The organism is Bacillus sp. OTU530, from assembly GCF_038440375.1.
Genome location: NZ_JASATP010000005.1, coordinates 94,205 through 108,512 on the forward strand (window position 1 = coordinate 94,205; position 14,308 = coordinate 108,512).

Below are 14,308 nucleotides of genomic sequence, written 5' to 3' on the forward strand. Positions count from 1 at the left end.
CTAGTCATTGTTAAAGCATTTGGTTTAAATGGTTAATTGAATACATTGTTGAAGGACGTTTGCTAGTGATAGTGAACGTCCTTTTTTACACTTTAAGAAAGTATAAATTTCTAGCTGGAAGACAATTCGACGTAGTTAGAAATTTTAGGAACAAAGTATAAGTAGGGCTACGCCTCTGTCTTCGCCCAAGAACAGGGCTCGCCAATCGGCGAGTTTTCTTTAACTTAAAATAAAAACTAAGTATGAACCGTGCAAACATATATATGCTGGTTTACTTTAAAAGGAAAAATAATAAAGGCATTTACATCGTAATCATATCTCAAATGTAAATACCTTTATTTATTAAGGATTTTTAAAAATTACCCTTTTGCTAGTTTACTCTTTCTTCTGCCATATAATAGATAGATTACAAATCCTGCAATCATCCAAACTCCAAAACGAATCCATGTAATTGCAGGCAAACTTATAATAAGATAGATTGAAAAGCCGACTCCAATGAGTGGGATCAGTGGAACAAACGGTGTTCTAAATCTTCTTTCAAGATTAGGACGTTTTTTCCGCAGTACTATGATGGATGAACAAATAAGGATGAAGGCCGCTAACGTGCCAATGTTAACTAGTTCAGCTACTTCATGAATCGGAGTAAAGCCTGAGACTAGTGCAGTAATTCCCCCAATAATTAAGGTTGGACGATAAGGTGTTTGATAAGAAGGATGTAATTTTGCAAACCACTTCGGCAGCAAGCCATCCCGGCTCATAGAGAACCAGATGCGCGAGCCGGCTAGCATAAAGGAAAATAATACAGATAGAATTCCTGCAATAGCAGCACCTGAAATAATTAGGGCAATCCATTTCAAGCCAACATGACTAAATGCTTTTGCTACTGGTGCCGCATTGTTAAGTGTGTGATAAGGAGCCATCCCCGTAATGACAAGAGACATGCCGATATAAAGACATAGGGCAGCCGCTAATGATAGGATTACTGCTCTAGGCAAGTCGCGTTGCGGATTTTTGGCTTCTTCGGCTGCTGTAGTTAAGGTGTCGTAACCAAAAACAGCGAAAAATACTAAGGCGGCTCCGCCCATTACACCGTGAAAGCCAAAGGGCATAAACGGATGCCAGTTTGCCGAGTGAATATGAAAACTTCCCACTACGATCACAACTAGAATAATACTTAGTTTAATCACAACCATCAGGTTATTGAATTTAGCGCCCCATTTTATGCCGAATGTAAGTAATCCAGCAATAGCTAGACTGACTATTAACGCGATGAGATCCACCTTATGACCAGAACCCGTTCCAGGAGCACCCTGCGCCCATGCTGGAAGAGAAATGCCAAGCTGTTGCAGAATTTCCTGCATGTAGCCTGACCATCCAATTGCTACTACTGCAACGACCAATGTGTACTCCAGTAATAAATCCCAGCCGATTAGCCAAGCTGTTGCTTCCCCCAATACAGCATAACTGTAGGTGTAAGCACTGCCCGCCACTGGTATTAAACCAGCAAATTCCGCATAGCATAATGCGGCTGCCGCACTAGCAAGCCCTGCAATAATAAATGATAAAAGAACTGCCGGTCCGGCATGTTCAGCTGCTGCGACCCCTGTTAATACAAAAATTCCTACACCAATGATTCCGCCTAAGCCAATTGCGGTAAGATGCCATAATCCCAAAACCCGTTGCAGCCCTGTGTTCTGGACACTTTCTTGCTGCAGTTGCTCAATAGACTTTTTTCTTAGAAAAGGATTCATCATTTTCCTCCTTATTCTTTTTTGAAAAAAATTTTGTTTACACTTGAAGAAAGTATAAATTTCTAGCTGGAAGACAATTCGACGTAGCGAGAAATTTTAGGAATACAGTATAAGTGCAACTCCGCCTCTGTCTTCGCCCAAGAGCGGGGCTCGCTAGCCGGCGAGTTTTCTTTATCAGAAAAAGGTGATTAGTATCCAAAACTATGTTGATTCAAAAAAGCATATGCCATAGCAACTAAATGCTAATAGTATTGTAAAAATGATGTAAACTAACAAGCATGTTATTTATGCATAAGTAATGTATATATTAAAACACCGTTCCAAAGATGAACGGTGTTTTAATATGCTTTGGATAATAAAAATACATTTTATTCTATATGCAGTTTTTTTGAAGGTCTATATGGAATGTGTAACGGATTTGATAAAAACGTTCCAATCTCGTATTTCTTTTCCATAATAAACGTAGAAATTAGGAGGGGAATGCTCACTCCGGCAACGATATAGATTATATTCCCATAGTCCATAAATTGAAGAAGGATTTTGTTAACCCCGATGTGCATATACATAATAGTTAAACCTCTATGGTTAATAAAGGAAAGGACTGACAGAACTTTTGCAGAGGTAATTAGTTGGAATATTCCGCAATATGAAATTATCATAATAAAAGGAATCAACAAATCAAGGGCATAATAGTCATAGTTTAGATACTTCATACTTAAATGATAGTCTAATAAACCAAGTTCTTGCAGCGCAATACACCCAACTGTTAGCAGAATACAAATGCCGGTAAGCAAAGCAGGAATTCGCTTTAGGTATGTTTTCGTATAGTACCCTATACTGTAATAACAGAGGGCTAATAGTGACACATCTAGATTCCAAGGCACATACATGTGGAGGGAAGGCTCTGAGCCGCTCAATGTATTCACATGCCATCCTTCAATATGAGAAATGACATAGAGAAAGAAAATACATAATAAATGAGTTTTTGTTTTTTTGAAGACGAGGAACATGAGTTGAAATAAAACTTGTGTGAAAAAGAGACAAGTAATAAACCAAAACACACCATAGTACCCCGTAATAAATCTTCCGCCAAACAGTAGCCCCCCTATGTCTTTCATATACCACTGCCAAGAAAGGTTGCCATGCAGGATTTCTCCTAAGTAGCGAACCGCTGTGAATAGTCCTAAATAGATCGCATACGGAACAAGGAGACTATACGCCCGTTTTTTTACATAAGCTCCTAGTTGTGACCATTGCTCGATGGATTTTGACACATAGCCGCTAAATAGAAAGAAAGCAGGCATATGAAACCAATAAATATACGTTATTAAATCATTATGATTATAAGCATGACCTGCAACAACTAGAATCATCCCAAATCCTTTTGCCGCATCAAGCCAGACTTCGCGCTTTGCGCTTATCATGTTTTCACCCCTTATTTACTATGCTGGTATTTATTTTATAAGGAAATCGACAGGATACCCCAGTGTTATAAGCTTTTAAACATTTAGTAAGGAGAAAGACACATTTTTAAATATGCGTTAATTCTTTTTTCATATAAAAGCCACTAACTGTATCTCTTGCGTGCTTTCAATTTTCTCATACGAGTATGAAAATATAGAGAAAATATTTAATGAATAACCTAAATATGTAAAACGGATAATAGGGTATATAAAAATGGTGGATAGGAGTATTCAAATGGTATGAAATTTCTGCGAAGTAAAAATAAACATTCAGAGGCAGAGCAAAGAAATGAATCGATATCTGATGCAGAAACTTGTCCGCTTGAGGCTAATTTGGAAACGATGCTTTATAAAATGAAACAGGAACTTGGTGATAGTCCGGATCTTGTTACTCGGTCGTTTGAGATTGGGAGCACTCCAAGCATTCCCGTTAGAGTTGTTTATATAAGCGGCTTAGCGGATGAGCAAGCTATTAATGAATATATTATACGAGCGTTAATGGTAGATACGGCAGAAAGCAAATTAGAAATAGATTGTAACCATGTCTTCGACCTTATCTTAAATAATGCTTTAACAATTGGCGATGTAGCCGTCTTAACAGACTGGAACGAACTCATTTTTTCCATTTTATCAGGCGATACAATCATTTTGATAGAAGGCCATGCTAAAGCTATAGCAAGCAGCACAAAAGGCGGTCAGTGGAGAGCGATTACAGAATCTACTACACAAGTCAATATTCGAGGACCTAAGGACAGCTTTAATGAATCCATCGCAACCAATATCGCTCTTGTTCGCAGACATCTTAAAAGTCCAAACCTGCGATTAGAAACAATGAGAATTGGAAATGTTTCGCAGACTAATGTAGCAATTATGTATCTAAAAGGGATTGTTAGTGATGAGCTTCTGCAAGATGTTCGACAGAGGCTAACAGATATTAAGATTGATGCTGTTCTTGAATCAGGATATCTTGAAGAGTTTATTCAAGATAAAACCTTTACTCCTTTTCCAACTATATACAATACAGAACGACCCGATGTAGTTTCAGGTAACTTATTGGAAGGAAGAATAGCTGTATTAGTAGACGGTACTCCGTTTACTCTCATTGTACCAACTATTTTTTCTCAGTTCTTTCAAGCATCGGAAGATTATTATCAGCGATACGATATCGTCGTATTAATGAGACTAATCAGATATACAAGCTTTTTTATCTTATTGCTCGGACCATCTTTTTATATTGCAGTTACGACCTATCATCCAGAAATGCTTCCAACTGCTCTTCTTATTAATATTATGGCGCAACGGGAAGGCGTTCCTTTTCCTGCTTTTATTGAGGCTGTGATCATGGAAGCTACCTTTGAGGTATTGCGTGAAGCTGGTATTCGTATGCCTCGGGCGGTCGGACAAGCTGTTTCGATTGTAGGAGCGATTGTATTAGGACAAGCCGCTGTGGAAGCAGGGGTTGTCACTGGATTAATGGTAATCGTCGTAGCTATAACAGGGATTGCGAGTTTCGCCATACCGGCATACAACTTGACCATTGCCGCGAGAATGATTCGTTTTCCTTTAATGATTATATCAGCCGTACTTGGTTTTTATGGAATGACGTTAGCGCTGATTTTATTAGTTGCTCATATGAATAGTTTACGTTCTTTCGGTATTCCCTATCTGGCCCCCTTCACACCTTTTTCTTTGAAAGGTCAAAAGGATACCGTTATTCGTGCTCCTTTCAAGTCTTATGTAACACAATCTCGTGTGATTGATCAAACAAATGCAGAGAATACACAAACACAAACTGATGAACTCAAATCGTCGGCTAGTGAATCGAGGAAATAAAGCAAAGGGGAATGCAGATGAAACGTACGGTTTTCAGTCTGTTCTGCTTATTATGTGTATGTACAGTATTCCTTACAGGCTGCTGGGACCAGCGTGAGTTAAATAAAATAGCTCTTGTAATGGCCCTAGGGTTAGATAAAGCAAAAGGAAAAGAGGAATATCGCGTCTCGTATCAAGTTGTGAATCCAACAGAAATTTCGGGGAAAACAGGGACGGGAAGGACAACACCTGTTACAGTTTACAGCAATTCCGGTTCTACGATATTCGAAGCACTCCGCAATGCGGCAGAGGTAACACCTCGACAGTTAATGATTTCGCATATAAACATTATTGTAATCGGGGAAGAGTTAGCAAAAGAAGGTGTACACGGTATGTTAGATTTTTTTGAAAGAGATGATGAAGGCCGTTTAACGTCGAATTTGCTTATAGCCAAAAATACTGAGGCGGAAGAAGTCCTTAAAACACTTACACCTATAGAAAGAGTCCCAGCAATTGCAATAGAAGGAAAGCTCGAAACAATGGTCAAAAAATTGTCTAAAGGCTACAGTGTTGAAATGGATGAGGTGATACGGGGAGCATTAAGAAAAGGGGGCGGGCCTGTTATTAGTGGAGTTGAACTAATTGGAAATACTAAATCAGGATCAAAGGCATCAGCTATAAAAATAACGACACCAGCCGCAGTCATAAGAATTAGTGGTCTAGCTATGTTTAAACAAGGCAAGCTAGTTGGATGGTTGAATGGTGAAACAGCACGAGGCACTACAGTGATTAATAATAAGTTGAGAGGTTCTGCTGTCACTATTGGCTGTAAACAGAAGAAAAGGGGACTTAGTATTGAAGTTCGGCGTTCAAAAACTAAAATTAGGACCAGTGTTCGAAATCATATTCCTACTATTCATCTATTTATCAAGCAAGAGGGCAGTATCGGACAAATATTTTGTGCCATTGACCTAAAAAAATCTAAAGAAATTAGAAAGCTAGAAAAAAAATGGGCGCAAGAAATGAAAAAAGAAGTACAGGAAGCAATAGCGCAAGCACAAAAAAAACAAACGGATGTTTTTGGCTTTGGAGAAGCATTGGAACGAACAAATAAACATGAATGGATAAAAATGGAAAAGGACTGGGGTAACCTATTTGCAAAATCCAAAGTGGAAGTTCATGTTGAAACAAGAATTAGACGCCCTGGGATGAGATCTATCCCATATCTTTTCAGTGAAACGAAATAGATAAAAGCGAAATGGAGATATGCAACCTATGGAAAAAGCAAAAATTAGTGCCGGGGAGTTTTTTTCTCTCATTGTTTTGTTTAACTTCGGTACGGCTCTTGTCGTTAGTTTAGGACTGCAGGCTAAGAAAGATGCTTGGCTCGCCATTCTTTTTGGAGCAGCAGGCGGGTTCATTTTTTTTTGGATATACCGTTCTCTTTTTCGGATATATCCACAGCAACCACTTATCAGCTATATTCAAACTATTTTGGGGAAATATATAGGCTGGCCATTAAGTTTACTGTATATCCTTTTTTTTATCTATGGTGCAGCTAGAGATGTGAGAGATGGAGGGGAAATTCTTACAAGCGCCATATTGGACCAAACACCATTGCTAATTATTAACCTCTCGATAATTGTCACAATCGCATATGTTCTTAATAAGGGAATTGAAGTATTAGTAAGAACAGCTCAAATTTATTTGGTAATGGTCATAGGTTTAGGGCTTATAAGCAACCTTCTCCTCATGTATGCTGGGGTTATTCAGATTAATAACCTGTTACCGATCCTTCGTGATGGATGGAAGCCTGTTTTGACAACATTTTATAGTCAAACATTATCCTTCCCTTTTGGAGAAATGGTTTGCTTTACAATGCTATTTCCATTGTTACAGAACCACAAACAAGGGGTGAAAATGGGATTTTGGGCAGTAGTTTTTAGCGGTTTGGCATTAAGTTATACAATCGCACTTGATATAGCGGTACTCGGCTTTGACATTGCCGGTCGCGCATCATTTCCGTTGTTAACAATGATTAGTAAAATAAATATCGGGGAATTTATACAACATCTAGATTTAATTGTTATTTTAACGTTAATTATTTGCAATTTTTTCAAAATCGCAGTTTTTTATTATGCGGCTGTTATGGGGACAACCGCTTTACTTAACCTTCAAGATTATCGGAAAATGGTAGCCCCCATTGGAATTATCATTCTCTATTCCTCTAATATGATCGCATTTGATTTTTCAGGACATCTAGAGGAGGGGAATTTCTCACTCAAAACCATATTTCCTCTTTTTGGAGAAATAATCCCCGCAATTCTTCTGCTTATAGCTGTGATTCGAAAAAAGTTTAGTCAACGATTACGAAATACTTAATGAAATTTCTTTTTCAAAAATACAATCATAGGCTTTAAAAACAATAATGAAATTATAATTAAAGAAGTGGATAATTCAATATTGTCCATCAACCAAAATGGGTTATTTAGGTTCTGCAAACATTGGGATATTGAATAACCTAACAATAAATCCATAGCAACAGCAAACCCTATGCTCAATACGAGAAGAAAAATAAATATGAAGAATGATTTCATAAAAATGAAACCTCCTGTTTGTGACAAGCTTTCTTATTAGTATAGCTTATTGAGAAAGTTTTCATTATTTTGGTCGGCAGGAACGCTATGTAAAAACTGCTAGGTGTTTATCTCATTTCCTTTGCGATCTCAATAAAGGCTTTGACCAAAGGCGACTGATTGTTCCGGCGCCAGGAGACACCCATGGAAGCACTGGGCAATTGATTATTAAGATCCAAGTATACAACATGCTGGGTATGTAAATTCATGGCTGACTGGGGAACGACCGCAATTCCCAAACCGGCAGCAACTAAACCGATTACAGTTTGGAACTCAAGTGCCTCCTGCTGGATAATCGGATTACATAGCGCTAGAATTTCATTATAAAGACCCGCCCACGTTTTTCGGGATAACATGACAAATGGATAAAGATTCAGATCGGAAAGAGCAATGTTTTCTTTTTCCGTTAATGGATGCTGTTTTGGGACTGCCAACATACAAGGAGAAATGGAGACGATCTCGGTACATAATGCATCGCTATGCACCGGTGGTCGTAAAACGCCTATATCGATTTCTTCTTCTCGCAATGCTTGGATTTGTGCGGGTGTGGCCATTTCAAAAAGATGTACTTGGACATCCGGGTACAAACTGCGAAATTCTCGCAGAACAGCAGGAAGAATATCGTAGGTAGCTGATCCAACAAAACCAACCTTCAATGTTCCGATTTCCCCGTGATGAGTACGCTGCGCATTTTCGATAGCACGATGAAGCTGATCGAATATTTTGCAAACTTCATCAAAAAACACCTTGCCTGCATCTGTTAATTCGACATGACGATTATTTCGATAAAAAAGCGGAATACCTAAGTCTTTTTCTAAGTTTTGAATTTGTAAACTCAAGGGCGGCTGGGTAATGCGTAGACGCTCTGCCGCACGGCTGAAATTTAATTCTTCAGCTACAGCAAGAAAATATTGCAGTTGTCGAAGTTCCATATTATCACCTGTCATTCAGTTATATGTAAAATATATCATAGTAATTTAAATTATATATTTCACAACTATCCTCCAGCAAGTTAAGATAGTATCATCAAGGTAATAGGAGGGTTATACATGTCTAACAATGTTCAATCAGGAAAGCTATTTGTTGGAACTGTAAACGAAAACTGGACTGGGGATGCTCGTTTCTATGAATATACTACTGCAGCGGACCCGATTGGAAGCGGTATCATAAGTCCGATTCCAGCTAAAGAGTTTGGAGCAGAATTATATAATTCAGGGGAAACTCGCATTGTAACATTAGATCTTTCCAACGAACTGAGAACAGATTATCCAGCAACAAGTCCATCGCTTCTTGCCCATTTTATTCGGATTAATGCGGAAGATTCGATTCATACACAGCCAAATGCAACGAGTGAATTATATTACATTATCTCCGGCAGGGGCAGCACGGAGGTAAATGGCGAAACGATTCACTGGAAGAAGGGAGATTTCTTAACGCTTCCATCTGGATCGGTTAGCCGTCACACCGCGATGGAGGATACAACAATCTACCATATTCTCGATACGCCGCTTCTTAACTATTTAGGAGTTCAAGCGACAGAGGCGCGCTTTAAGCCGACCCTTTTTACAGCTGAACAAGCAAAGGCGAAATTAGATGAGGTAGCTAATGCGCCGGATGCTCATTTGAAGAATCGCATCTCTATCCTATTAAACAACCAAAAGTTCGATCAAACGTTAACGATTACGCATGTATTATGGGCGATGTTTGGTATCGTTCCTGTGGGGTCTAACCAGGCTCCTCACAGCCATAAATCGGTAGCTCTTGACTTTGTTGCTTACGCGGCACCTGGTACGTATACGTTAGTTGGAGATAAAGTAGATCCGGTCACGCAGCAAATTATTGATCCGATTCGCATTGATTGGGTAACAGGAAAAGCTTTCGTTACACCTCCGGGATTGTGGCATTCTCATCATAATGAATCCGGGGAGCCGGCATTTATTATTCCGATTCAAGATGCAGGTCTGCAAACATATCTTCGTACATTGGATATTCAATTTACACATTACGATCAAGAATAAAGATAGCGAGCCCCAAAAGGAGAAAACTATTTTCTGTTGGGCGGTCAAAATAGGAAAATGGACCATTCAAGGAACCTGCATATAAGCAAAGGTTTCTGTGATGGTCCATTTCATATTTTTATTTAAGAAAGGAAAAGGGCGAATGAGAGTGGCTAAGTTTTGCGAGCGAAATATTCAATTCACTGAGGCTGATAAAGCCATAGAGATTCTTCGACAGAATTATAAAGATGATGTTGCTGTTAGTGTTGTCGATTGCTTCAGACGCTGTTTGAAATGCAGGGTGCAGCCGTTTTGTCGGATTCAGCTTACAACAATTGAAGCAAATGATGCGGAAGCCTTGGTGAAACAAATACTGCAAACAGTTTGAAGGGAAACCTCCTATAACTCAGTGTAACAATAGAGGATTTGTTCCGGTAAAAGCAGTGCCAACACGACAAAAAGCCAAGCTTTGTATGATTTTGAACCATTTCGAAATGAGTTATGAGGTATATTCTTTGAAAGCAAAACTATTAGGGGAGGGGAGTTGCTTGTTGTTATCTATTTCTCTTGCAAAAAAAATTATTGATGAAGTACACAAGCTATTTGATGAAGAACTTATCATGATTGGGATAGATGGAATTATTATGGCTAGTACAGATGCTGAGCGGATTGGTACGTATCATGAGGGGGCTGCAATCAGTATAAAAGAAAAACGAAGAGTTGTTATTACAAAAGAGGACGAACAGCATCTACAAGGAGTGAAGGCTGGAATAAACGTGCCGGTCTTTTTCTTGAATAATGTAATTGGCGTTATCGGAATTACTGGGGAACCAGAGCGTGTTTTGCCGTATGTAGAATTACTTCGGAAAATGACTGAGCTCCTTGTTCAAGAAAGTTATTATTCTGAACAAATGCAGTGGCAGTCAAGAATGCTAGAAGCATTTGTTTTTGATTGGTTGCAAGCAAGGGAGTGGTCCCCAGCGTTTGTAGAGCGGGCTAAAATTCTTAACATTGATTTACATGTGAAGCGACAGCTTATATTAGTTCAAGCGACAGAGCAGCAAGATTTTTTCTTTAAGGACATTTGGCAATTAAAGCATGTGTGGAATGACCCCGCTGATCAAGATGTTTTAATTCATTGGGGCAATGACCGTCTGCTTATTATCCGTTACGTTCATCAAAAACGGGAAGGGGAGACGATAGCGCAAAAAGTGAAGCAATTCAAAGCTTTTATGGAGGAAAAATGGAAAACACCAGTTGCTGTCGGGATTGGACAAGTTGTTGAAAGCAATGAGCTAACAAAGGGTTATGAACAAGCAGAACGAGCTTTATCTGTTGCATTGAAACAAAATAGCATCGTTTTCGAAGAGAATCTTCGTCTAGATATATGTTTAGAAGAGATTAGTCTTCCTACCCGTAAAGAATTTACAAAACGGATTCTCCAAACCGTTTTAACAGATGAGGAGCTGCTTGAAACGTTTTATACTTTTTTTGAGCAAAACATGTCACTAAAATTAACTGCGTCGTTGCTCCATATTCATATTAATACGCTGCATTATCGCATAAAGAAGCTAGAGGAATTGACAGGGTTGAATTTAAAACAGTTTTCTGATGTCGTAAGCTTGTATTTGGCTCTTCGTTTTTTGGATTATAAACCAAAAAATAGTGATAAAAAAGCTTGAATTTTGGATGTTTATACATAGAAAGGGCTTTCTTAATCCTTTATGATGAGATACATAGAGAAACGAAGAGGGATAAATAAATATCCAAGTTTGCCTCTCTTTATATACCATATGAGTAAAGGTGTGAGCATACATGATTACAACTCATGTGAAAACAAAATTAATCGAAATTGTTGGCATGGAAAACTATGATGATTCAGAGGCTGGTCGGCTTGTGTATTCATACGATGCTACCCCTCAATTTCAGTCGCTTCCCGATGGGGTGATTTCTCCTTATAATGCAAAACAAGTTTCTGATATTGTAAAAGTTTGCAATGAGCATAACATCCCAATCATCCCTCGTGGTTCTGGTACAAATCTTTGTGCAGGCACTTGCCCGACTGAAGGTGGACTTGTTTTGCTGTTTCGACATATGAATCGCATTTTGGAAATTGACGAGGAAAATTTGACGGTTACGGTTCAGCCGGGTGTGATTACACTTGACATGATTAACGAGGTCGAAGCAAAAGGCTTGTTCTATCCGCCAGATCCAAGCTCCATGAAAATTTCAACGATTGGCGGGAATATTAACGAAAATTCCGGCGGTCTGCGCGGCTTAAAATATGGTGTTACCCGCGATTATGTGATTGCACTTGAAATCGTCCTAGCTAACGGTGACATCATCCGTACAGGCGGTAAGTTAGCAAAGGATGTAGCCGGTTATGATTTAACCCGGTTATTCGTTGGCTCTGAAGGGACCTTGGGAATTATCACAGAAGCAACACTAAAATTGATCCCTATGCCTGAAACAAAGAAAACCATGCTCGCGTTATATCAGGATATTGATGCAGCAGCTCGTTCCGTTTCAAAGATTATTGCGAATAAGATTATCCCGACAACGCTTGAATTTTTGGATCAACCAACGCTTCAGGTTGTAGAGGATTTTGCCAAAATCGGGCTTCCGACAAATGTACAGGCTGTTCTTTTAATTGAACAAGATGGTCCTGAGCAGGTGGTCGAGCGTGATATGCAACGGATTGCAGAGCTTTGCATGTTGGAACAGGCTGTATCTGTTGAAGTTGCACAGTCTGAAGAACATGCAATGGCCCTTCGCACAGCACGCCGCGCAGCTTTGTCAGCGCTTGCACGCTTGAAGCCGACAACAATTTTGGAAGATGCAACCGTTCCCCGTTCTGAAATTGCGAAGATGGTACGCTCGATAAACGAGATTGCCGCAAAATACGATGTGAATATTTGCACATTCGGTCATGCGGGTGATGGAAATCTTCATCCAACATGTCCAACAGATTCACGTAACCATGATGAAATTGAACGTGTAGAAAAAGCATTTGCTGAAATATTTGAAAAAGCTGTTGAGCTTGGCGGTACGATTACAGGTGAACACGGCGTTGGCGTGATGAAGGCCCCTTATCTTGAGCTAAAGCTCGGCGAACAGGGAATCGCAGCAATGAGATCGATAAAAGCTGCGTTTGATCCGAATAACATTATGAATCCTGGTAAAGTGTTTGCTAAGGAATCTCGGAAAAGGGTGGTAATAACCAAATGACAACTTTGAAGGAACGCGACATCATTCAGCAACAATTTAAGGAACGAATGGACGAAGACGAGCTTCTTAATTGTATGCGCTGCGGATTCTGCTTGCCGTCTTGCCCGACGTATATTGAGTCAGGCTTCAAAGAGTCTCATTCTCCCCGCGGTCGTATCGCTCTTATGAAGGCAGTCGTAGATGGCATAATTGAACCGAGTGAAGATGTAGAACGTACGTTGGAACTTTGCCTTGGCTGCCGTGCTTGTGAGCCTGTTTGTCCATCGGGCGTAAAATATGGACATTTATTAGAAGAAGCACGCGATATTATCAAACAAAGTAAAAAGCATTCATTGCCTGTACGTGCAGTACGCAAAGCAGTGTTTCAAGAGCTTTTTCCTTATCAAAACCGAATGCGTACTGTAACAGGTCTTCTTGGTGTATATCAACGATCAGGCTTGCAAACTATTGTCCGGAAAACAGGGTTATTACAGCTTCTTCCTGATAACTTGGCTACGATGGAAAAAGTACTGCCAAAGGTGCCGACGATGAAGGAAATGACCAATCGTCCCACTCATTTGGAGGCGAAGGGAGTATTGAAAAAACGAGTTGCTTTTTTCTCAGGCTGTTTAATGGATACGATGTTCCTAGAGACAAACAATGCGACAATGAAGCTGTTGCAAATGGCGGGCTGTGAAGTTGTTATTCCTCAAAACCAAGCATGCTGCGGGGCTTTGCACGGTCATAGCGGCGAAAAGGATGGTGCGAAGGAATTAGCCAAACGAAATATTAAAGCGTTTGAGGAATTACATATAGACTACATCATTACAAATGCGGGCGGTTGCGGAGCCTTTTTAATTGACTACGATCACCTGCTAAAGGATGATCCTGAATGGAAGGGCCGTGCAAAAGCGTTTGTGGCTAAGTTGAAAGATATTTCGACGGTGCTTGTGGAACTTAAATTCTATCAATCTCCGCTGCGCTTGCCAGCACAAGTACTCACATATCAAGATTCTTGTCATTTACGCAATGTAATGGGGGTATCCGGTGATCCGCGTTTTCTTCTGAAGGCAATTGACGGGACAGAATTCCATGAAACGAAAGATTCAGATCGTTGCTGCGGCTCAGCTGGTATTTATAACATTGTAGAATCAGAAATGTCGATGCAAATTCTCGATCACAAGATGGAGAATGTAAAAGCGAGTCATGCTACTACGATTGTTACTGCGAATCCAGGCTGTTTATTGCAAATAAAGCTCGGGATTGAGCGTGAAGGTTTATCGGATAAGCTACGTGCAGTACATATTGTAGATTTGCTCTTAGAAGCTGCAGAGTATGCCCAAAAGATATAGTCCATGCTGCTGCTTCATTTATTCAAATTATATTGAAAGCGGTTTCTTTTTTGGTCAAGAATTAGTATGCATTGTTTAGTAGTTTAAACA

Annotated in this window: 11 protein-coding genes; 8 read left to right on the forward strand and 3 right to left on the reverse strand. The window is 39.6% G+C overall.

The features are described from left to right. Positions 1-359: 359 nt before the first annotated feature. Positions 360-1,751: an amino acid permease gene (locus AAHB12_RS05175; RefSeq protein WP_342044621.1), complete on the reverse strand. Its 1,392-nt coding sequence runs from the start codon at positions 1,749-1,751 to the stop codon at positions 360-362. A 368-nt stretch (positions 1,752-2,119) separates the two neighbouring features. Beyond that, on the reverse strand, positions 2,120-3,175 hold the full coding sequence (locus tag AAHB12_RS05180; RefSeq protein WP_342044543.1) for an acyltransferase family protein: 1,056 nt from the start codon (positions 3,173-3,175) through the stop codon (positions 2,120-2,122). A gap of 279 nt (positions 3,176-3,454) precedes the next feature. Between AAHB12_RS05180 and AAHB12_RS05185 the strand changes: the two genes are divergently transcribed. Genes AAHB12_RS05185 through AAHB12_RS05195 form a run of 3 tightly spaced genes read left to right on the forward strand, consistent with a single transcriptional unit; the run spans position 3,455 to position 7,408 of the window. Beyond that, a complete protein-coding gene (locus AAHB12_RS05185; protein WP_342044544.1) occupies positions 3,455-5,047 on the forward strand; it encodes a spore germination protein in 1,593 nt (530 codons plus the stop codon). A 17-nt stretch (positions 5,048-5,064) separates the two neighbouring features. Next, positions 5,065-6,273 (forward strand): Ger(x)C family spore germination protein, encoded by a 1,209-nt coding sequence (locus AAHB12_RS05190; protein ID WP_342044545.1) that lies wholly within the window; start codon positions 5,065-5,067, stop codon positions 6,271-6,273. A gap of 28 nt (positions 6,274-6,301) precedes the next feature. After that, complete coding sequence (locus AAHB12_RS05195) at positions 6,302-7,408, forward strand: GerAB/ArcD/ProY family transporter (protein ID WP_342044546.1); 1,107 nt, start codon at positions 6,302-6,304, stop codon at positions 7,406-7,408. Between the two features lie 322 nt (positions 7,409-7,730). Here the strand turns inward: AAHB12_RS05195 and AAHB12_RS05200 are convergent, their stop codons facing one another. Next, on the reverse strand, positions 7,731-8,594 hold the full coding sequence (locus AAHB12_RS05200; RefSeq protein WP_342044547.1) for a LysR family transcriptional regulator: 864 nt from the start codon (positions 8,592-8,594) through the stop codon (positions 7,731-7,733). Between the two features lie 117 nt (positions 8,595-8,711). Here AAHB12_RS05200 and AAHB12_RS05205 point away from each other — a divergent pair, with 117 nt between their 5' ends. The 5 genes from AAHB12_RS05205 (at position 8,712) to AAHB12_RS05225 (ending at position 14,218) form a co-directional block, all read left to right on the forward strand. Continuing rightward, positions 8,712-9,680: a cupin domain-containing protein gene (locus AAHB12_RS05205; RefSeq protein WP_342044548.1), complete on the forward strand. Its 969-nt coding sequence runs from the start codon at positions 8,712-8,714 to the stop codon at positions 9,678-9,680. 142 nt (positions 9,681-9,822) lie between these two features. After that, a complete protein-coding gene (locus AAHB12_RS05210; RefSeq protein ID WP_342044549.1) occupies positions 9,823-10,047 on the forward strand; it encodes a DUF1450 domain-containing protein in 225 nt (74 codons plus the stop codon). Positions 10,048-10,210: 163 nt separating this feature from the next. Continuing rightward, positions 10,211-11,341, forward strand: coding sequence for a CdaR family transcriptional regulator (locus tag AAHB12_RS05215; RefSeq protein ID WP_342044622.1), 1,131 nt, complete (start codon positions 10,211-10,213; stop codon positions 11,339-11,341). Between the two features lie 133 nt (positions 11,342-11,474). After that, the gene (gene glcD / locus AAHB12_RS05220) at positions 11,475-12,887 is read left to right on the forward strand and encodes a glycolate oxidase subunit GlcD (protein WP_342044550.1); all 1,413 of its coding nucleotides are present in this window, start codon (positions 11,475-11,477) and stop codon (positions 12,885-12,887) included. Next, positions 12,884-14,218, forward strand: coding sequence for a (Fe-S)-binding protein (locus tag AAHB12_RS05225; protein WP_342044551.1), 1,335 nt, complete (start codon positions 12,884-12,886; stop codon positions 14,216-14,218). The genes glcD and AAHB12_RS05225 overlap by 4 nt, the downstream gene beginning before the upstream one ends. Positions 14,219-14,308 lie beyond the last annotated feature (90 nt).

Coding starts and splice junctions, on each gene's coding strand:
- AAHB12_RS05195 (WP_342044546.1), top strand. CDS start 6,302: ATGGAAAAAGCAAAAATTAGTGCCGGGGAGTTTTTTTCTCTCATTGTT.
- AAHB12_RS05190 (WP_342044545.1), top strand. CDS start 5,065: ATGAAACGTACGGTTTTCAGTCTGTTCTGCTTATTATGTGTATGTACA.
- AAHB12_RS05210 (WP_342044549.1), top strand. CDS start 9,823: ATGAGAGTGGCTAAGTTTTGCGAGCGAAATATTCAATTCACTGAGGCT.
- AAHB12_RS05185 (WP_342044544.1), top strand. CDS start 3,455: ATGAAATTTCTGCGAAGTAAAAATAAACATTCAGAGGCAGAGCAAAGA.
- AAHB12_RS05225 (WP_342044551.1), top strand. CDS start 12,884: ATGACAACTTTGAAGGAACGCGACATCATTCAGCAACAATTTAAGGAA.
- AAHB12_RS05180 (WP_342044543.1), bottom strand. CDS start 3,175: ATGATAAGCGCAAAGCGCGAAGTCTGGCTTGATGCGGCAAAAGGATTT.
- AAHB12_RS05205 (WP_342044548.1), top strand. CDS start 8,712: ATGTCTAACAATGTTCAATCAGGAAAGCTATTTGTTGGAACTGTAAAC.
- AAHB12_RS05175 (WP_342044621.1), bottom strand. CDS start 1,751: ATGAATCCTTTTCTAAGAAAAAAGTCTATTGAGCAACTGCAGCAAGAA.
- glcD (WP_342044550.1), top strand. CDS start 11,475: ATGATTACAACTCATGTGAAAACAAAATTAATCGAAATTGTTGGCATG.
- AAHB12_RS05200 (WP_342044547.1), bottom strand. CDS start 8,594: ATGGAACTTCGACAACTGCAATATTTTCTTGCTGTAGCTGAAGAATTA.